The 20,257-nt window shown below is 54.0% G+C and carries 12 protein-coding genes; 7 read left to right on the top strand and 5 right to left on the bottom strand.

Going from position 1 to position 20,257, the window contains the following annotated elements; translation table 11 throughout:
- The first annotated feature begins 52 nt into the window (after positions 1–52).
- The 4 genes from ACZ52Z_RS16815 (at position 53) to ACZ52Z_RS16830 (ending at position 6,197) form a co-directional block, all read left to right on the top strand.
- Positions 53–1,570: a cyclic nucleotide-binding domain-containing protein gene (locus tag ACZ52Z_RS16815; protein WP_464267930.1), complete on the top strand. Its 1,518-nt coding sequence runs from the start codon at positions 53–55 to the stop codon at positions 1,568–1,570.
- On the top strand, positions 1,571–3,274 hold the full coding sequence (locus ACZ52Z_RS16820; protein WP_464267931.1) for an HD-GYP domain-containing protein: 1,704 nt from the start codon (positions 1,571–1,573) through the stop codon (positions 3,272–3,274). It abuts the gene before it with no gap.
- A gap of 12 nt (positions 3,275–3,286) precedes the next feature.
- The gene (locus tag ACZ52Z_RS16825) at positions 3,287–5,020 is read left to right on the top strand and encodes an HD domain-containing phosphohydrolase (RefSeq protein ID WP_464267932.1); all 1,734 of its coding nucleotides are present in this window, start codon (positions 3,287–3,289) and stop codon (positions 5,018–5,020) included.
- 175 nt (positions 5,021–5,195) lie between these two features.
- Entirely contained in the window at positions 5,196–6,197 is a 1,002-nt protein-coding gene (locus ACZ52Z_RS16830; RefSeq protein WP_464267933.1) for a hypothetical protein, read from the top strand.
- 248 nt (positions 6,198–6,445) lie between these two features.
- On the opposite strand, the gene ACZ52Z_RS16835 is transcribed toward ACZ52Z_RS16830, so the two are convergent.
- From ACZ52Z_RS16835 to ACZ52Z_RS16850, 4 genes are all read right to left on the bottom strand, one after another.
- Positions 6,446–7,141, bottom strand: coding sequence for an HAD-IA family hydrolase (locus ACZ52Z_RS16835; RefSeq protein WP_464267934.1), 696 nt, complete (start codon positions 7,139–7,141; stop codon positions 6,446–6,448).
- A gap of 2 nt (positions 7,142–7,143) precedes the next feature.
- Positions 7,144–10,680, bottom strand: coding sequence for a transcription-repair coupling factor (gene mfd, locus ACZ52Z_RS16840; RefSeq protein ID WP_464267935.1), 3,537 nt, complete (start codon positions 10,678–10,680; stop codon positions 7,144–7,146).
- A 33-nt stretch (positions 10,681–10,713) separates the two neighbouring features.
- Complete coding sequence (gene bamA / locus ACZ52Z_RS16845; RefSeq protein ID WP_464267936.1) at positions 10,714–13,386, bottom strand: outer membrane protein assembly factor BamA; 2,673 nt, start codon at positions 13,384–13,386, stop codon at positions 10,714–10,716.
- Between the two features lie 240 nt (positions 13,387–13,626).
- On the bottom strand, positions 13,627–14,382 hold the full coding sequence (locus ACZ52Z_RS16850) for a lysophospholipid acyltransferase family protein (protein ID WP_464267937.1): 756 nt from the start codon (positions 14,380–14,382) through the stop codon (positions 13,627–13,629).
- 248 nt (positions 14,383–14,630) lie between these two features.
- Between ACZ52Z_RS16850 and icd the strand changes: the two genes are divergently transcribed.
- The 3 genes from icd (at position 14,631) to dnaA (ending at position 18,603) form a co-directional block, all read left to right on the top strand.
- Positions 14,631–15,869, top strand: a complete 1,239-nt coding sequence (gene icd / locus ACZ52Z_RS16855) for an isocitrate dehydrogenase (NADP(+)) (RefSeq protein ID WP_464267938.1) — start codon at positions 14,631–14,633, stop codon at positions 15,867–15,869.
- A gap of 78 nt (positions 15,870–15,947) precedes the next feature.
- Positions 15,948–16,670, top strand: a complete 723-nt coding sequence (locus tag ACZ52Z_RS16860; protein WP_464267939.1) for a ComF family protein — start codon at positions 15,948–15,950, stop codon at positions 16,668–16,670.
- Between the two features lie 613 nt (positions 16,671–17,283).
- On the top strand, positions 17,284–18,603 hold the full coding sequence (dnaA, locus tag ACZ52Z_RS16865) for a chromosomal replication initiator protein DnaA (RefSeq protein ID WP_464267940.1): 1,320 nt from the start codon (positions 17,284–17,286) through the stop codon (positions 18,601–18,603).
- A gap of 84 nt (positions 18,604–18,687) precedes the next feature.
- On the opposite strand, the gene hemG is transcribed toward dnaA, so the two are convergent.
- Entirely contained in the window at positions 18,688–20,091 is a 1,404-nt protein-coding gene (hemG, locus tag ACZ52Z_RS16870) for a protoporphyrinogen oxidase (RefSeq protein WP_464267941.1), read from the bottom strand.
- Positions 20,092–20,257 lie beyond the last annotated feature (166 nt).

Genomic DNA, 20,257 nt, shown 5'->3' on the forward strand with positions numbered 1-20,257 from the left:
TTGATGGCTGGGGATCGATTTTATCGTTTATTCCAATCCTTTAGGGAGCACCATGCACGCAACACCAGTTGATTCAACCATTTCGCAGACTGCCGCGCAGGAGGAGCGACTGCTGCAGGTCGTTCTCGGGTTTGCCGTTCAACGCTCATTTTCCCATGATGAACCGATTCTTAGCCCGGGAAAGGATACCAATGCTTTCTACTATCTGATCGACGGGAAGGTTGAGGTCAGCTATACGGATAATGACGATACCCGGATCACCGTTGCGCTGATAGGAACCGGTGAATTTTTCGGTGAAATTGGCTTTTTTGACGGGGAGTCACGGGTGCGGGATATTCGAGCCATTAACAGCGTGACTATCGGCACATTCGACAGTGGCGTTATGGAGCGGATGCAGGCAGCTGAGCCGCAGGCCTACATGGATTTTCTTGTTTTTCTCACGCGGAAAATCTGTAGAAAATTCAGAAGGATTGCCGGAGAGCGCGAGCCGGTGGCAGGCTATGCTGACTCCCTTTCAAGCCGACGTTCTATTCGCTACAGCGATGCAAAACCGCTGCCGGCGTCGCTTATCCATGCCGACAGCTGGCACACGGTTAGCAGTACCGTTGAGCAGTTGAAAGCTCAACTGTTTAATCTTTCCCACAGGCTGCAGCAGAAGGAGGCTGTCGGCGAGTCGGATCCTGAGGGTGAAGCCGAGTGCTATGCAGTGCTTGACCGATTGAATGACGCCCTGCCAGCCTTTCAACAGACCATGGAGGGAACTGGGTACGAACAGGTGATGTGGGGATATGTGTTCAAGGAAATTTTCCCCTACTTCATGCGAAGCGAATTTGCCGAGCGAGCTTATTTCAAGCCTAAGGGCTATGCCGGCGACTTTCTCATGATGGAGCATATCTACGCCGATGAGGCAAAAGGAGAGGGGACCCTTGGGAAGATTATCGACCGCTTTTGTCTGCAGCGTCCCGGTTCACTGGCCATTCGCGGAAGAAGACGTCTGCTCAGGGAAGAACTTGCACGTCTGTGCAGCGATCGTTTGGCAAGAGGGGAGCAAACACGAATTATGAACCTTGCCTGCGGCCCCAATCGCGAACTGTTTGACTTCCTCGCCGAATGCGAACAGAGTGAGCTGATAGAGGCCCTGTGTATTGATATAGATGCCGATGCCCTCCGCTATACCAATCAGCATGTCAATGTCTTTCCGCACCGGGCTTCCATACGGCTGATGAGTGAGAATGTCATTAAGTGGTCGCTTGGCCGGGTCAATCAGCGGATAGAACCGCAGGATATCATCTACTCCGCCGGCCTGTGCGATTATCTCGACACCCGGCTGTTTCGCGCTCTGGTTACCCAGTGCTATCATCATCTGCAGCCGGGTGGCTCCCTTGTGCTAGGTAACTTTAGCTTTTACAGCGACTCCCTTTTTCTCGACAAACTGCTCCGATGGGAACTCATTTACCGCAGTGAAGAGGACCTTAAAGAGCTTTTTGCTCCCACCCCCTTCGGCGACTCCATTACGGTCGTGCAGGAAAGTGAAGGGGTGAATCTTTTTGCCATGGCTGTCAGGGAATAGATGATCGACAGGGCAAACGATTTCGCAAGGCACGCCTTTGTCGGTGAACTGAACCTGTTGTTTTATCAGCGGAGCCTGATCTGCCTCTGGCTGGGAGTTATTTTTTTCACCCTCTTTTCCCTGCTTGATTACATCTGTTATCCGCACCATTTTGCTCTCTTTGGTCTGTATCGGTTCCTTTTTGTCCTGGCCCTGTTGTGCATATTGCTGCTGCTGCAGCATCCCCTGGGAAAGCGACTGGTCCGGCCGATCATGTTCGCGGCGATGTTGTTGGGGAGTATGACCATCTCCCTGATGACGCTCAAACTTGGCGGTTTTGTTTCCGGCTACTATGTTGGCATCCTGCTGATGATGGCCGGTGGCTTTTCGGTCCTTCCCTTTACCGTATTCCAGGCTCTTTTTACCGGTCTGTCCATGTATCTGGTCTATGCGGCGACTGTTTGGTATGGAACAGGTGCACCGGATCAACATGCCTGGCGCTATGCGATGAACAATACCTTCTTTTTTGCCTGTATAACGGGCGTGACTGCCATTCAGAGTTTTGATGACTTGCGTATTCAGCGTAAAGCGCTGGCAGCGCAGAGGGGCCTGCGTACGCTCAAAAACGAATTGAAAAAGTATACCGGCAACCTTGAAGAGCTGGTAAAAAAAAGAGTACAGCAGGTCCGGGAGTCGGAGTTGCGATTCCAGGATCTGTATAACAATATTGATGAGCTGATTGTCGTTATCGACGGGCAGGGGCGAATACAGGGGGGCAACTGGAGTGCCGAGCAACTGCTTGCCGCAAAAGAAGGAATCCTGGCCGGCATGGAACTGCACCTTTTCCTTCCAGACGAGGCAAGCGCCAAAGCGGCGGCCCGGCTGCTGGAACGGCTGGAAGAGGGAGAAACCGTTCGCGGTCTTCAGCTGCGGCTGCTGGCTGGAGATGGCCGTACCCTCGAGGCCGAGGTGAGTGGTATGGAGGTTCCCATGCCCGGGGAGAAAACTTCCTATCAGCTGATCATTCGCGACATCAGCAGCACCAAGCAGGTGGAAAAGCAGGTGCTTGAATCCAGCCGGCTGCTCGACTCGTCGCGCCAGGCCGCCATCTTCGGTCTTGCCCATCTGGCCGAATGTCGGGACGAGGAGACAGGGGCCCACCTGCAGCGCATTCGCGAATATACCCGTCTCCTTACCGAGGTGGTTGTTCAAGAACCGGAAATTCGGCCCTTTATAAGCGATAGTTTTGAAGAGGATATCTACCGTTCAGCCGTTCTGCATGATATCGGCAAGGTCGCAATCCCTGATGAAATTCTGCTTAAACCGGGCAAGCTGAGCGCAGAGGAGATGGCCGTCATGCATGCTCACTGTTCCCTTGGCAGCGAGGTGCTGCATAATGCTGAACAACTCTCAGGGACCCACTCCTTTTTAACCATGGGACAGGATATTTCCCATTTCCACCACGAGCGATGGGATGGCACGGGATATCCGGAACAGTTGGCCGGGGAGGAAATACCGCTGGCAGCACGCATTGTCGCCCTGGCGGATGTGTATGATGCCCTGACCACCCGACGGGTGTACAAACCTGCCTTTACCCATGAAGAGGCAAAAGAATATATTGTCAATCGTAGCGGCACCCATTTTGATCCGCTGGTGGTCAAGGCTTTCCTCCATCAGGAGGCCGAGTTTCAACGAGTAAGAAAAAATCTTCTCCTGAACGGGTAGGGAAGGTAATCGATGTCCATGCATGGAGCAGATAACCAGGGAGGATATGCGACCGAACTGCGAGAACTTCATCACCGCAGGGTCTATTACATCCTACTGCTCGGCATGCTGTTGATGCTGGGGTTCAGTGTCCTTGATTTCTTGCTTGTACCGCAGTTTTTCCAACGTTTTTTCTGGTATCGACTTGTGGTCTGTGCCTGCGGAATGATCCTGTTGCTCGTTAATTATTACGATAAGTGCCGCCGATGGTCGTTGCCCATAGGGCTACTGGGCTATGTTCTTGCAGGAGGCGTTATTCTGGTGATGATCGATACAATGGGAGGGGTACAGTCACCCTACTATGTCGGCCTGATCGTGATCATGACCATCTACACCACCCTCACTCCGCTTACCCTCAGCCAAACGCTGCTCAGCGGATTTCTGCTCGTTGCCGGGTATCTGCTGGTGGCGGGGAGCGGCATGGTTGCGGAATCAGCGATGCCGCTTTTCAGCAATATTTTTTTTATGTTTTGTTTTGTCTGTATAGCCGCTACCCAGAGCGCCACTGAAACGGCAGCCAGAAAATTGGAATATGCTCTTCGCCGGCAGGAGCAACAGGCCGCAAGCGAATTGAAACAGCAGGCCAAACAGCTGGAACAGGAAGTCAGTTATCAAACGGGCCAGATCAAGGAATCAGAAGGGCGATATCAGATTTTGTTCAATGCACTGGCTGATGATGTGGTCCTGGTGAACCACGCCGGCATGATCCTGCAGGCCAATGCCGCATTCAAGGAACACTTCGGGGTGGAAAAGGTCACCCAGAAGCATTCCATTTTTGACCTTTTTCCCCTGGAAGAGCAGCGCAAATTCAAAAAACGCATGCAGGAGGTCCTCCGCACCGGTACAGCACTGACCGGTTACCAGGTCGATCTGCAGCCAAAGAACGGGCAGTTGCGCACCATGGAAATACAGGCGTCGTTGCTCAGGCATGGGAACGAGGCTGTTGGCGTCCAACTCGTTTTACGGGACATCAGTGTTCGTCTCGCTCTGGAAAAAGAACTGGTTCGTTCGCTGCAGACGATTCGCCAGACCGAGGAGGCGGCGATACTGGCCCTGGCGAAACTTTCCGAGTACCGTGATACAACCACCGGCCATCACCTGGAAAGGGTGCGTGAGTATTGCCGGGTGGTTGCTACTACGCTTGCTGTGGAGGATGCCTATGCCGCTGATATTGACGATTCGTTTATCTATGATATCTTTCATGCCTCGGTGCTCCATGATATAGGCAAGGTCACCATCCCCGATCACCTGCTGCGAAGCCGGGAACCGCTCACAGAGCCTGAACGGGAAAGAGTGCGGGCACATACGCTGGCAGGGGGGAACGTGATAAAGGCGATGGAGGCAGAAGGGCACGGCAGCGGCTTTCTGACCATGGCAAAGAGCATCGCCTATTTTCATCATGAACGGTGGGATGGCAAGGGCTACCCTCATGGACTGAGCGGAGCCGAGATACCGCTGGCGGCAAGGATTATGGCGGTAGTCGATACCTACGAAGAAATGACCCGTGGCTGCACTGCCGGTACAGAGGAGACCTGCCATGCCGAAGCCGTTCAAACCATAGCAGACAACAGCGGACGGATGTTTGACCCCGGGGTTGTTCAGGCCTTGGTCAGCTGCCAGCAGCAGATGCATGGTATTCGACGGCGTTATGGCAGGAAAACAGTTGCCCCCACCAGCGGGGGGCAGAATCGATATAAGAAATATTGATGAAATTGACAAAAATGATTTCACATATTTCCCTTGCCGTTCACGTGCAAATACACTAAAAAAACAGCACAGAAACATTGTAACTTTTATGCCTGCGTGTTGTCAGTCGGGGAGGCTACCCGGCAGGCAGTACCGACATTCTGAAATGGAGGAATCATTTATGAAAGAGAATATCATGCGAACTCCACTCCTCAAAGCCGGGGCGGTGCTCCTAATTTTTGCACTGTTGGTGTATTTTACCAGCACCTCGGCTGATGGTAGCGTGTGGAAAAGTATCGCCATGATTTTCATTGGTGCCATACGGTTGGTGCAATGGGCGATCGGTATGGTCATCGGGTTGGTTGTCTGTCTGGCTGTCCTTTTCGGGGTTTTTCTCGGCGCCGTAGCAATGGTCAACAGGGAAAGTGCAGCTGAGATGTATACTGCGCTCAAGGCAACGCTCGCCACCTGGCTTGCAGACGGACTGGCTCGAATTGGAAGCCTGAAGACATCTGGAGAGCAGGAAACGGCAGCAGCGGCTCCATCACAGGCGGTTATCAGCGAAAATGCCAAGGTGGATGAGATCCATGACATGCTGGAAAACAGGCTCAATAGGCTGTCCGATAAGATACATGCCCTTGAATCGAAGATGGAAGCGTTTGCACCCAGCGACAAGCTCGACCAGGTTGCCGGCGAGGTTTCAGCTTCGGGAGATGCCCTGAAGCAACTCAGTGAGCTGCTCACCGGTTTAGAGGAGAAGGTGGAGTCGGCCCAGGGGAAACTGCAGCAGATTTCTTCCGAGAAACTGCTTGGTGATCTGCCCAGCCGTGTCAGTTCCATTGAGAGCCAGGATGTTGCCAGTAAGGCCGATATTCAACCGATCGTTGACCTGGTAGAGCGACTGCAGTCGGAAATCAAAGAAGGAATTCAAGGCCTGGCCCAGAATCCTCTGGAAGAGGAGAGTGCCGAAGTTGAAGGTGCTGGCAGTGGAGACCAGCACCGCCTGTTCAGCTATTTTGAAGATCTGAAGGATCAGGAAAAGATTCAGACGCTGGTGAAGGAAACGCTGAAAAAAGATATGACCTATGCCCAGGTGATGAGTTACCTGGTCAAGGAGATGGGATCGGAAAAAGGACAGATCATTGAAGATCATCCCTCACTGGCCAAGGATTACATCCGTCAGTGCCGTCGCGGATAATGCCCCGTCGTTGATCATCGGGCTTTAATGCCTTAGGCCCCGTTCTTGCGTTGGCAGGAGCGGGGCTTTTTTTTGTGCACCCGGGGAATCGGTAAGCGAGAACAACGGCGGCAGATTCCCTGCACTAAGCACACGCACCTCCTGCAACCCGGGCGAAAGCCCTAACTGCTCATCAGTTCAGGCGGCGACAGGTTCGAAGTTTTGCCGGAAGAGGAGCAGCACCGGGGCAGGCTACTGGTGCGGTGGCCTCAAGTGGCGCTGCGGGGGAGCAGTTCCTTGAAATACTCAATGGAGGGAAAGTCGCAGGAATATTCCACCCGCTGCCTGCTGCTCGGACGTGCGACGAAAAGAAGGTGTCTCAAACCATATCTCTGGGCAGAGATAAGCACCTTTTCCGTATCGTCGACCAGCAGGGTACGCTCTCTGTCAAAACCGAGCATTTGCTCCAGTTTTTCCCAGAACTGCGGCTCCTCCTTGGCAAAACCTACCTCTTCTGCGCAGACGATGCGATCAAACCAGGGACCGATCGCCGTCTTTTCCAGCTTGATGGAGAGGGTGCTGGAGTGGGCATTGGTTACCAGGTAGAGTTTTTTTCTGATTTTCAGACAGTATTCGAGAAACTCAATCACATATGGATGTACCCCGATAAGGTGGTTGATCCGCATTTTCAGCTCCGGTATGTCGAGCCCCAGTTCCTTTGACCAGAAGCTGGCGTCTGCCCAGGCCAAAGTCTCTTTGACGTCGGAGTAGCGGGTTAACAGTTCTTTTTTGGCCTGATCCAAGGGGATATCGTTGGCCAGGCTGTAGTGTTCGGGCAGGTATTGTTCCCAGAAATAATCGTCAAAGTGTTTATCCAGCAGGGTACCGTCCATGTCCAGGAGGACCACATCGATGGCTTCCCAGGAAAAGCCTGGAATGGTTTTTTCACAGGATTGATGTATCATGGCTACTCTTCTTCCAGGGTACTCAGCACCTGGTTAATCTGTTGGTAAAGAGGGGTTTGCGAATCCACAGGAACCAACAGGCGGTGGTCAGGGGTCAGGCGCGGGGTGGCCTGATTGCCCGAACTTGCCGACTGGTTCTGAATGACCCGTATGATCCGCTGTGGTTCAAGGGGACTGTTTTCTGCAAAATGGAAAACCAGGGTGGTCGGAGACTGTTCAAGCCGGGTTATCCAGAGTGGGCGCAACCGCTGCTTAAGGCCTATGATACGCAGGAGGTTGCGGGCTTCCTCTGGCAGATTCCCATACCTGTCACGCAGTTCGTCCTCCAGGTCCTGGAGTTCTTCGAAAGTGGCGTTGCTCAGTGCCGATATCCGGCGATAGGCCTGATAGCGCTGGGTCGTATCAGTGATGTACGCATCAGGCAGAAAGGCGGCGGTCTGCAGCTTGACCTCCGGATCAATGTCAAAGGTCGGCTGACCATTTTTACGGGCCTCGCTCTGCTTTTTCAGATCCGCCACTGTGGCCTGTAATAATTCCAGGTAAAGGTCATAGCCGACAGCTGCAATATGGCCTGATTGGGACACCCCGAGCAGGTTGCCACCCCCCCGTATCTGGAGGTCGTTCATGGCCAGTTTGAATCCACCGCCAAGCTCTGCATTATCCATCAGGGCACGAAGCCGCTTTTTCGCATCACCGCTCAGGCTGTCCAGGGAAGGAACGAACAGGTAGGCATAGGCCTGGCGGGAGGAGCGACCGACACGTCCGCGCAGCTGATAGATGTCTGCCAGGCCGAGGTGATCAGCCCGGTTGATAATGATGGTGTTGGCATTGGGAATATCCAGGCCGGATTCAATAATGGTGGTACATACCAGGATATCAATATCATGCTGGATGAACTGTACCATCACCTCCTCAAGCTGCTGGCCGGACATTTGGCCATGGGCAACGCCAATCCGGGCGTTGGGAACCAGTTCGCCGATGGTTTCCGCAAGCCGATGAATGGTCCGCACCCGATTGTGTACAAAAAATAGCTGGCCTCCGCGCTGCAGCTCCTTGATGACAGCCTCGCGAATGACCAGCTGATCGTAGCGGGCCAGAAAGGTCTTCACGGCTCGACGTTGCTGGGGCGGAGTGGAAATGATCGAGAGGTCGCGTATACCGAGCAGCGACATCTGCAGAGTCCGTGGGATGGGGGTTGCGCTCAGAGTGAGCACTTCAACCGACGCTTTGAGCCGCTTGATTTTTTCCTTGTGGCTGACCCCGAATCGATGCTCTTCATCAATGATGAGCAGCCCCAGCCGATTGAACTGAATATCTTTTGACAACAGCCGGTGGGTTCCCACAACCAGGTCAATGGTACCGTCGCTTACCCCGGCACTGATTTCCTTCTGCTGCTTGGCAGTTCGAAAACGATTGAGGCAGCGTATTTCCACCGGAAACGAGGTGAAGCGATCACGAAAGGTGGCGGCATGCTGTTCGGCCAAGACGGTGGTCGGTACCAGGAGCGCGACCTGGTATCCATCTTCAATGACCTTGAAGGCCGCCCTGGCTGCGACCTCGGTCTTTCCATAACCGACATCGCCGCAGATCAGTCGATCCATTGGTTGCTCGCTGGTCAGGTCGGCGAGGGTGTCGTCAATGGCCTGGGCCTGTCCAGGAGTCTCTTCGTAGGGGAACGATTCCTCCAGCTCACGATAGAGTTCACCGGGCGGAGAGAAGCGATGGCCCTGGCGCACTGCACGTTTGGCGTAAATTTCCAGCAGCTCCTGGGCAACCTTCCACACGGCATCGGTGACCTTTTTTTTGGTCGCTTGCCAGCGCTGGGTGCCGAGGCTGTCCAATCTGGGCTGTTGGTCGGTCAGCCCCTGGTATTTGCTCACCCAGTGGAGTTTATCCACCGGTACATAGAGCTTATCGTCGTTGCGGTAGTCAATCAGGAGGAAGTCGCCTCGATTGCCGGTGACCTCCATGTTGATTAATCCTCGAAAGATCCCGACACCGTGTTCCCGGTGGACGACCACATCACCATCGGCCAGCTGATCAAGGTCCAGCGGTTGGCCTTTGGCGGCTCCTGCAGAGCGTCGGTGGCGCTTTTTCTGCAGTCTTTTTTCGCCAAAAAGTTCGTTGGCCGAGAGAATGTGCTGTTTGGCGCTTGGCAGATCAAAGCCCCGCGACAGGGGATGGTCAACCAGGAGGATCTCATTGGTGGAAGAGAGCTCGTTCAGGTTGACAGGGGCCTCTATCGGCCGCGATCTGAGCGAGTAATTTTCCAATAGTTCGGCCAGGTGGCGAGCCTGGCGCTGCGATTTGCAGGCAAGCAGGGTCGTTGCACCTTTTTCCACCCACGGGATGATGCGGTCAGCGAGCGGGGCGAGCAGACCCCGTTTTTTTCGCTGCAGTTCTATTTCCTGGCGCAACAGGCTGTGGTCGCCGCTCTGAATGGTCAGCGGTGGCTCTGGGTTGTCTGGGTCCGGCAAGGAGACAATGCGTGCCGCAAGTCGGTCGGAGCAGGCCTTCTGGATTTCTTCTGTGGAGAGGAACAGCTCATCCGGCTGAAGTGCAGCTACATCGCCGGCAACTGCTTCGGTAAAATTGGCCTGGATACGATCACGGACAAGCTCCATGGAACGGTGTACTTCAAATGGGTCGCAGAGAAAGAGCGCACAATCGGGAGGCAGGTAGTCGAAAAAACTCTGCAGTTTATCGCTGCCGCCATAGAGCAGGGGAAGCAGGCACTCAATGCCGGGGAAGCGGTATTGGTTGGAAAAATTGGTCTCGATCTGCCGCCTTGCATCTTCCGGCCACTGTCCCTGCTCAGCAATTGTAGTTATGACTGCACGCCAAAGCGGCTGATTGCCGGAATGGACGAAGAGCATATCGGATGCGGGGAGGAGCACCGCTTCTTCCAACTCATGCACTGATCGCTGGCTCACCGGATCGAAGGTGCGAATGGTTTCCAGGGTGTCCCCGAAAAAATCGAGCCGCAGCGGTCCCGCAGTGCCGTCGGTGGTATGGGATGGCGGATACACATCGACTATCCCGCCGCGAACAGCCAGGTCACCCTGTTGCTGTACCAGTTCGCAGTTCTGGTAGCCGGCACGCACGAGGAACTCAATCAGGCCGTCGCGGTCAATGTCCTCGCCGGCCATGAGCAGTTCGCAATGGTCATTGAGGGCGGCCCTGGGGAGTATCCTGCGCAGCACAGCCTCGGCCGAGGTGAGCACGATGATCGGTTCCACCGCTTCCTGCAGCAGGTAGAGGGTGGAAAGCCGCGTCCCTACGGTTGCCGGATCAGGGGAGAGCGGGGTGTAGGGCGGGATTTCAAAGCTGGGGTAGACAAGTGCCGGAACAGGGGTAAAGAGCGCAATATCCTGGGCAAAGGTCTCCAGCTGATCATCGGTGGGGAGGATACAGCATATGGATTTTCCCAGTTTTTCCAGCGTCTGGCTGATAAAAAAAGCAGTGGAAGCGCTGTTCAGTCCCGCAATATCAGGTGCTGATGAACTGCCCTCGCACAGCCGTTCAATTACCGACTGCATGATGAATGTCTGTCGTGCAAAGATGGGGGAATATCAGAAGGTGCCACCCATGCTGAAGTCCCAAGTGGAGCTGTCCTCTCCCTCCTGCTGATCAAGATTGTATCCCCATGCAATGCGTAGAGGGCCAAGCGGGGAAAGCCAAAGCAGCCCGACACCGGCTGATTTTTTGAAATCGCTGAGATCCCAGTCTTCCTCAGTGCCGTATACGTTACCGAAGTCAGTGAAAATCTCTCCCTGCATTCCCATGTCCTTGAGTAGCGGAAAGATGATAGAGACGTTGGCATACCACATTTTGTCACCACCGATTTTTTCACCGGTCTCCGGGTCTATCGGACTGATGGAATAGGATTCAAAACCGCGGATCGAGTTCATGCCGCCGAGGTAAAAATGTTCATAGACCGGCAATTTATCGTCCTCGTTTTCAAAGGCCTGTCCGGCAGCTCCTTTGACGTGGAATACCGTCTCCCATACCATGGGAAAATACCAGGAGGACGAAGCTTCGAGCTTGGTAAACTGGGCTTCGCCGCCAAGTGGGCCCCCGGCATATTTAATGCTGGCCGCATTACGGGAGCCACTGCTGGGCGCGAAGGTACGGTTTCTGGTGTCGCGGACCAAGGACAAACGTACGGAGCTTTCAAGATTGATCTCCGCTGATTGTTTAATCACCTCAGAGGCGTTTTCCGCGATATCGCTGAGGTTTGTGTCTGAAATGGTGTATCCGTAGTAGATGTACCATTTTTCAAAGAAGGGGTGACCAAAACGAACGCCTGCGCCGGTGGAGTCCTTGGTGTAATCATCATATTCCCGTTCCCAGTTGAACAGGTCGAACCCGGCTGAGACATTGGAGTCAAACAGGCGCGGATTGGTGAAATTAAGGTTATACCTGGCAGTCTTGCTGCTGAGGTTGCCGGTAAGGGAGAGGCGGTTGCCTGTGCCCAGAAAGTTGTTTTCAGTGATTTCTCCCATTAAAATGAGGTTTTCCGAAGTGGAATACCCGGCACCGATGCTGAATTGACCGGTAGATTTCTCCTTGATATCCACCACCACATCCATCTGGTCCTGGTTGAGCGTGGGTTTGGGCGTGACCGTTACTTCCTCGAAATAACCGAGTCGCTGCAGCTTGAGGGTGGAGGTGCGGATAGCCCTGGAATCGAAGACTCCTCCCTCCTCAACGGTCAGGTCCCGGCGAATGACATTGTCCCGAGTTCGGGTGTTGCCCTGGATCTCGACCCGATTGAAATACACCAGTGATCCTTTGTCGATCTGCAGGGTGATATCTACCCGTTTCCCCACGTCCGCCTTACTGACCTTGGGCGAAACTTCGGCAAAGGCAAAGCCGTTTTCCGCATAAAGATCAGTGATCCGGGTGGTATCCTCGCGCAGGATCTGACGATTGAGGAACGGTTCCTGGCGGATCTGCAGCTTGGCGATAAGTTCATCCTTGTCACGGATCAGGTCTCCGGTGATGTCGACAATGCCAACCCGGTAGCGTGGGCCTTCATCGATGGGGAAGGTGATGTAGAGGCCGTCATCCTTCTGTTCGACAACCGGGGTGCCCACTTTGGCTTCAATAAAACCGTGGTTCTGGTAAAAGGCGCCAAGGCGTGCGGCATCCTGCCTGAGAATATCCATCTTGAGCACCCCTGCATCGGTAAGCCAGGAGAGCCACCAGGTATAGGTCCCGGTCTGGATAACGTCCTCAAGGTCATCGTCGTCAAAGCTGGTATTGCCTTGAAAGCTGATTTCTTCTACCGTAATCTTGTCGCCCTCCTGCACCACGAACCGTACTTCAGCGCTGTCTTCGGCAGGGTAACTGACATTGGCATTCACCTCGGTGGTGTAGTACCCTTTGGATTTGTACAGCTCCTTCACCCTGGTGACCGCATCGTTGATTTTGGTCGGGTTGAGGATGGTGTTGGTGGCGATGTTGGCTGCGTCGCGGACGTCCTCTTCCTTGATGTTATCGGTGCCGACAATGACCACGCTGCCGATAAGTGGTTTTTCCTGTACCCGGAAAAGGATTTTTTTCCCGCTTTCGCTGTCTGAGGCCTCAATTTCGACGTTGTCAAAATAGCCCATGGAAAAAACCGCTTTCAGGTCTTCACGCAGACCCTTTGGGTCGTACACATCTCCAGGTTTGGTGGATATCTTTCGCAGGATGGCACCAGCGTCTATACGTTGGTTGCCGGCCGGTGAAATGGAGGCAATGGTAAAACTCCGGTTGGCAAAACGAACGGCTTCCGCCACAATCTCAGCAAGAACGTTTTGCAGATCATCTATGGATTGGGTTTCCCGAAATGCAGTATACGGGGCGCCGGGCTGGAGTGCATCGAATACCGCCACATCAAGGCTGTAGGTCGTTCCTAGCTGGGTCAGGCTGCCGATCGCCACGTAATCGTATCCGGTTGTTTCAGATATTCGGTTGATTGTCTGCGAGGGAGGCGGCCAGGTGCCGCTGTAGTCAAGGAGCGTTGCTGCCTTGTCTCTGGCGAGCAGGAGATAGTCTCTTTCTGCCAGTGCCGATTCAAGGGCACTGTCCGCCGGAAAAACAAGTGATTCTGGATCCGGAGCGTTAATTTTTAAGGGGATAAAGGCGGTATTTTGCTCCAGGGCCTGAACCGGGGATGCGCCAAGGAGGCAGATAAGCACCAGCAGCACTGCGAGGCTGGAGAGAATATGGCCTGTTCTTCTTGTATGCAACTGCATGGAATAATTCCCGTGAAAGGTAGCTGTATCAGGCAAGCTGTTTAGACTGTTTGCGCAGGCGGCCGGGGAAAACGGATTTGCCGTGGCGGGTCCGCCCTGTGTAATTTCGGATGGCATTATTACACGTTCCACTGTTTTTGCAAAGCATTATAATTCTGCTGCATTACCGTGCCGCGGGTGTTGGAGAGGCCGGTTTTTTCAAGAGGATGAAAACGTTGCCTGCTGAAAGGACTGAGTTGGTCAAGGGGACGAGACCGCCTCGTTTTCAGGTTGGTATTCGTTATCGAGCAATCGAGCCACATCCTGATGGAGACTGGAGGCAAGAGCCTGTTTGTCCCTGGCTTTATAGTGGCTGGTGGGCTGCGGAGTACCGAAACGGATGGTTATGGTGCCCTTGTTGGCAAAAAGTTTTCCTTTGGGAAGTACAGGGAAGGAGCCGTTGAAACCAATGGGGACCACCGGAACCCCCGCCTTGATCGCCAGCATAATAGCTCCGGTCTTGAATTCCTGGAGCCTGCCGCTGGGGCTTCGGGTCCCCTCTGGGAAAATCAGGACCGACGCTCCGGCAGCAATCTGTTCGGCCGCCTGATCCAGGCTTTTCAGCGCCTGCCGTCCCCGCGATCGGTCGATGGAGATGTAGCCCACCTTTTTCATGGCCTGGCCGAAGACAGGAATGTTGAATAATTCTTTTTTTGCCACCCAGCGAAAGTCGTATGGGTAATACCCCTGAAAGCTGAAGATGTCGAACTGGCTGCAGTGGTTGCCGACAAAGATATAGGTCTGGTCGGGGGCGATCTGATCCAATCCCTCAAACTGCACCTTCACCCCGGCAAGGCGGCAGATGCATCGGCCCCAGAACCGTGGAAACACCAGTGCTTTTTCTTTAGCCTGACGAAAATAGCTCAGGTCCAGCCAGGCAAGCAGGGAGACAATGAAGGTCATGGGCGGGGCAAGAACAAGAACAGTAACAGCGCGAATATATTGAAGTGGTGACATCGTGTTGAGGGGCATTGGGTTGAGGGGCACATTTGGCGCAGGGGCGCATCCTGCTTACGTTTCTGGACAGAATATACATTGACAGGTAAAATCTGCAAGTTTATGTACCAGCCAAGGGTACCTCGTCCTGTTGCCTGCAGCCATGTGCCCTGCCAAAAGAAACCTGGGACTGAGTATTCATCTTGGTGTGCGGCGTTTTGCGTACAGCGCATCTGCTGCCTGTCGAGAAAAAGGGTGCAGGAAAATTCGTGAGCAACCGGGAGACTGTTTTGTCAGGAGATGAGATAAGGTTAACGCCTGAAGGGGCTCTCAACGTCCCGAATAATCCCATTATCCCCTATATCGAAGGAGATGGGGTCGGGCCGGAGCTCTGGGCGACGAGCCGACAGGTAATTGATGCTGCTGTGGAAAGCGTCCATGGAGGCGGGAAGCGCATCGTTTGGCGTGAGGTGCTTGCCGGAAAAAGAGCACAGCTGCAAACGGGCGAGCGTCTGCCGGATGCAACTGTGCGGGCATTGAAACGGCACCGTGTTGCCATTAAAGGTCCGCTGGAGACACCGGTCGGAGAGGGCGCTCGCAGCGTTAATGTTGCTTTGCGTAGAGAGCTGGACCTGTATGCCTGTGTTCGTCCGATCACATATTTTCAGGGAATTGTTGCTCCTGTTCGCGAGCCGGCCAACGTAGATATGGTGATTTTTCGTGAAAATACCGAGGACGTCTATGCGGGAATTGAATGGCCGGCGGGGTCGGAAAAGGCCAATCAGCTGATAGAGTTTTTGCGCAGAGAGATGGGAACCCATATTCGCGATAATTCCGGGATCGGGGTGAAGCCTATTTCCGAATTCGGTACCAAGCGCCTGGTGCGCAAGGCGATTCAGTTTGCCCTGGATGCCGGGAGGGATTCGGTGACCCTGGTGCATAAGGGCAATATCATGAAATATACCGAGGGCGCTTTTCGCCATTGGGGCTATGAGCTGGCTGCCGAGGAGTTCGGCGATGCAACCCTCACCGAAGAAACGCTGCGTCGGGAATGTGGCGGCAAGCTGCCTGCCGGTAAGGTGCTGATCAAAGACCGCATTGCCGATGCCATGTTTCAGCATGCGCTTTTACGTCCCCAGGAGTATTCGGTGCTGGCCATGCCCAACCTGAACGGCGATTATATGTCCGATGCTCTGGCTGCACAGGTAGGCGGCCTGGGGATGGCACCCGGTGCCAATATCGGTGATGGAGTGGCAGTGTTTGAAGCCACCCACGGCACCGCGCCGCAGCTGGCCGGTAAGGACGAGGCTAATCCCTGTTCCCTGCTCCTAAGCGGGGTTATGATGCTGGAGTATATTGGATGGGGCGAAACGGCGGTCACTCTGCGCCGCGCTATAGGGCAGGTGATCGGTGCCGGGCAGGTCACTGTTGATCTTGCCAGGCTGATGGATGGAGCACAAGCAATGGGCTGCTCAGCCTTTGGGCAGGCTATAATCGACCGTCTGTAATGATCATCAAGGGAGGTGGGGTATGCCTTACTGGAACCATGACCGCATGGAGGAGGATAGAAGCGGGAAGGGACAGGCATGCGCTCCCTGATCGGAGCTCTGCATGACCTGCTCTTTCCTCCCCACTGCCTGCATTGCGGACTGCGGCTGGACCATTCCCTGCCGCCGGTTCTCTGCCCTGGCTGTCTAGACGGTCTCCAACCTCTTCACTCGCCCTGGTGCACATGCTGCGGCTTGCCCTATGCGGCTGGAGAGGACCATTTGTGCGGGACCTGTCTCGGCCCTGACCCCTACGCTTTCGATTTCGCCCGTTCACCATTTCTGTACCAGCCGCCCATCAGCTCACTCCTCCTGGCTTTGAAATTTGCCAACCGCACCGATTCGCTCACCCCTCTCGGAACATTGAGCGCCGCCTCAGGGGTGCTGGCTGTTTTTTCCGAACCGGATATCATTCTTCCTGTTCCGCTGCATATTACGCGTCTTCGCCAGCGAGGCTTCAACCAGGCCCTGTTGCTTGCCCGCCATTGTTTTCCTCAGTGGCGCGACCGTATAGCCCCTTCTTTGCTGATCAGGACCAGGGCAACGGCTCCCCAGTCCTCCCTTTCCGGAAGAGAACGGCGCCGTAACTGTTCCGGGTGCTTTGCTTTGACCGACGCGTCCTCTGTTGCCGATAAAAAGGTTTTGCTTGTAGATGACGTTTTTACAACCGGCAGCACCCTCAATGAATGTGCCCGGACTGTGGGTCGGCATAACCCGGAGCGGATTGAGGTGTTTGCCGTAGCGCGCAGCCTTAAAAAATAACAGCTGTACCACCCCTCCCCCAGGCAGGCAGCATCGGGAAAAGCAGGATGAGTGTGGCGATGCTGATGAATCCCCTTTCTTTTTCAACAGCTTGACATGATGATAAAAAACAGGAAAATGCAACTGGCAAGGTCATGGCTCCGCCGGCCAAAGGTGTAAGAAAAATGCGACTTTTTTTTGATGGAAAACTGAAGCGGAAACCACGCAATAGAGGGGGATTAACACAGGCTGGCGAACTGTAAGCTAAAAATGGAGCATATGAAAGTTATAATGAGCTGCGTGGAGAATAGTTGAGTTAGGGAATTGTTGATAACTTGTTAAAAGAATGTGCGACTAGGTCGTATTTGTCTAAAATTCTGTCTATTTATGAAAATGCGCAAGAAACGGTCGATATGTTGGGGAGATGCTTCGGGAGTGGGCTCTATACGGTGAATCTTTCATTACCCTTGAATTTGTTGATTTATATATGATTTGTATCCTGAAATCAGCGTAGATCGATTTTGACCGAAAAATAGATTTTCGGTAGATCAATGGCCACAGCAAGACATTGCTGTTTCAGTGGTTCTATATTTTTCAATCGTTTATAATATCAACGTGTTAAAGGTAAACATCCATGATTTGGAATGCGATCAGATCGTCATTGCTTGCTTCTTTGCCCGAAAGCGAATTTTCCCTTTGGATCAAGCCGCTGGAGTGTAAAGCAGAAAATGAGCAGCAAATCGAGCTTGTCGGACCGGATCGGTATTTTTGCACATGGGTGGAAGATCATTACCTGCCTCTGATCAAGGGCGCTGCAGGGCAATTGGGCAGCCATGCCGAGATCAGGCTCCTTATCGACGATTCCCCTGTCCTTCAGCTGGAGAATAAGAGCAAGGAACAATTGCGGTTGCCTGGTGTGAGCCGTGATATGTCTAAATTTCGCTCTTTGCATCCGGCCTATACCTTCGACCAGTTTATGGTGGGAGAGTCCAACCTGCTGGCAAAATCGGCATGCACGGCGATTGCCCAAGGGGAAAGAACCTACGGTAACTGTCTTTTTATGAACAGTTCAACCGGTCTCGGGAAAAGTCATTTGACCCAGGCGGTGGTGCACCAGGTCCTTGATACGGCACCGGGCACACGCATGCAGTACCTCACTGCCCAGCAGTTTACCGCGGAGATGGTGAAAAATCTGCGATCCAATTCCATGGAAAAGTTTTCCAGGAAATATATCAACAGCTGTGATCTGTTGCTGGTCGAGGATGTGCATACCCTGGTGGGGAAGAACAAGACCCAGGAAGAGCTCAATACCATTCTTGACTACCTGATCAAGTCCGGTCGTCGGGTTATTCTCACTTCGGCGCTGGCCCCGGGAAAGCTCAAAGGGCTGGATGAGGATTTTCGCAGCCGGATGACCTCCGGCCTGATCACCGGCATCGCATCGCCGGATTATGCAACCAGGGTACGCATTATTGAGCATAAATTGCGCGTGAACGAGTTACAGCTTGATGAAGAACTGGTTGATTACCTGGCGCGCAGGCTCAAAGGTGATATTCGTCGGTTGGAGAGCGCCATTATCGGCATCAAGGCCAAGTCCACTCTGCGAAATGAGCCGCCTGACCTTTGCCTGCTCAAAGAGGTACTTTCCGGAATCCTGTGCGCAGTCAATGATCTTTCCGCAACCGGTATACGGGATCTGGTGATTGACCAGTTCAAGGTATCCGAGGAGGAGCTGAAATCAAAATCCAGGAAGCGCTCGATCACCTATCCCCGGCAGATTGCCATGTACCTTACCCGAAAGTTCACTCAGGATTCCCTGGCCGATATAGGTGGACTCTATAATCGGGATCACTCCACCGTAATGCATGCCATCAAAGTCATTACCCGCGATATGGCCCGCCACAGTGCCACTAAAGAGCAGGTTGAAATGCTGTGCGCCAAGCTCGAGCCATAATCGGCCCGAGCCCGAGCGGTTGTGCTGGAAAGCGGCAGGGGGCAGCGCCTGCCGATGATGCTGGGGAGAGCAGTCCGGCTGACTTTAGAAGTAAACCGGTTTGACCTCGGCACCTCTCCTCTCGCCCTGGCGGGTGAGAATCCGCTGTGCCATGCGCTGTCCCTCTTTGGTCATATCGTTGATTCCAATGCCTTTCCATCCGAACCCGCAGATGTGCAGGTTGGGTTCCCGCTGCAAAATGTTTTCCCTCCAGCCAAGCAGATCGGTGTAACCTTTCTCCAGCTGGGGTATGCCGTGGGGCGAGCGCAATACTCGGCTGAAGCAGGGCGCCTTGGGCAGCGGCATTAACTGTCGGATATCGGCATACACCTGGTTGATCAGCTCGTCATCCGAGAGGGTGAGCCGCTGCGGATGCCTTCTGCCACCCACCAGCACTTCGATTAACTGGTGCCCCCCAGGTGCACGACCGGGAAACATGTGCGAGGAAAAAAGAGTGCCAAGGGAAAAGCGTTGTTCCTGCTCAGGAGCAAGGTAGCCGAACCCGAAAGGGATTTGTGCTTCTTCGGTAAAGCCAAGCAAAACCGAGGCAATATGTGCCTCAGGAATAGCTGATACAGGTGGTGGTTGCAGTTTCGGGATTCTGCCGAGCAGGGGGAGTGCCCCATTCACCGGCATGGCCAGCACCAGGTCGGTACACCTATAGGCAATTTCACCGGCATTCACCTGCCACTGGGTGGTCTTTTTTTCGATGGAGGTGACTTCCGTCTGGTAATGCAGGTCAGCCGTGCGGCCGATTTGTTCGGCCAGCGCCATTGGCAGCCTGCCCATGCCCTCCTTGAAGCTGGTCATTGCCGGCAATCCCCTGCTTTTTTCCGTGCTTTTGCGGCCAGCAAGCATCCGCTGTATCAGGCCGCGAATCACGGAGCCACGCGCTTTTTCCAGCTCTCGTACCCCTGGCATGACCGCATCGATTCGCAGACGGTGGATATCCCCGGCATAGGTGCCGGTAAAAACTGCGTCTGCAAAGGGAACGAGAGCCTTGCCGAACCGGTGTTCTACCCATTGGGCAACCGTTGGCTCCTGTTGAAGCGGGGCTTTCCAGAGATCGGCCAGGACGCGGAGTTTTGCCGGAAGAGAAACCAAAGGTGCGCGCAGAATCCGCAGCGGATGTTGGGGTATTAACTGTAACTGTCCACCCAGGCAGAGGTAGCGGACGAATTCTTTCAGGGGGGCCATCTCCTTTTCATCCTCCAGGCCGGCGATCCGGATCAGGTCTCTGCTGGCCGCACAGTTGTCGAGAAAACCGTGAGGCCCCCATTCTGCCAGATAGCCTTCCTGGTGGTAACTGCTGATGGCGCCACCGCACTGGTGGTGTTTTTCCAGCAGCAGCAGTCGCAGGCTCGGGCGTTGGTCGAGGAGAAAAGCGGCGGTGGATAAACCGGAGATGCCGCTACCAACAATGCAGACGTCAAAGGTGTGGTCGTTCATGAGCGGAATAGAGCAGAGTGTGAGTGGGCATAGCGGCCTACAGGGCCGAGTCTTGACAGTCGGTCAATCGTGCTTAACATGATTGCCGAATAATTGAAAGGTCCATGTTGGCCGTGGTGCAGTAGCATAAAAAAGGTGGAATTCAATGGAGATAGCAGCACTGTTG

It is taken from the genome of Desulfogranum aggregans, assembly GCF_055398265.1.

Bases quoted from the DNA above. Each gene is read 5' to 3' on its own strand.
- ACZ52Z_RS16825 (WP_464267932.1), top strand. From the start codon at position 3,287: ATGTCCATGCATGGAGCAGATAACCAGGGAGGATATGCGACCGAACTG.
- ACZ52Z_RS16860 (WP_464267939.1), top strand. From the start codon at position 15,948: ATGCGCTCCCTGATCGGAGCTCTGCATGACCTGCTCTTTCCTCCCCAC.
- bamA (WP_464267936.1), bottom strand. From the start codon at position 13,386: ATGCAGTTGCATACAAGAAGAACAGGCCATATTCTCTCCAGCCTCGCA.
- ACZ52Z_RS16835 (WP_464267934.1), bottom strand. From the start codon at position 7,141: ATGATACATCAATCCTGTGAAAAAACCATTCCAGGCTTTTCCTGGGAA.
- mfd (WP_464267935.1), bottom strand. From the start codon at position 10,680: ATGCAGTCGGTAATTGAACGGCTGTGCGAGGGCAGTTCATCAGCACCT.
- ACZ52Z_RS16830 (WP_464267933.1), top strand. From the start codon at position 5,196: ATGCGAACTCCACTCCTCAAAGCCGGGGCGGTGCTCCTAATTTTTGCA.
- ACZ52Z_RS16820 (WP_464267931.1), top strand. From the start codon at position 1,571: ATGATCGACAGGGCAAACGATTTCGCAAGGCACGCCTTTGTCGGTGAA.
- ACZ52Z_RS16815 (WP_464267930.1), top strand. From the start codon at position 53: ATGCACGCAACACCAGTTGATTCAACCATTTCGCAGACTGCCGCGCAG.
- hemG (WP_464267941.1), bottom strand. From the start codon at position 20,091: ATGAACGACCACACCTTTGACGTCTGCATTGTTGGTAGCGGCATCTCC.
- dnaA (WP_464267940.1), top strand. From the start codon at position 17,284: ATGATTTGGAATGCGATCAGATCGTCATTGCTTGCTTCTTTGCCCGAA.
- ACZ52Z_RS16850 (WP_464267937.1), bottom strand. From the start codon at position 14,382: ATGTCACCACTTCAATATATTCGCGCTGTTACTGTTCTTGTTCTTGCC.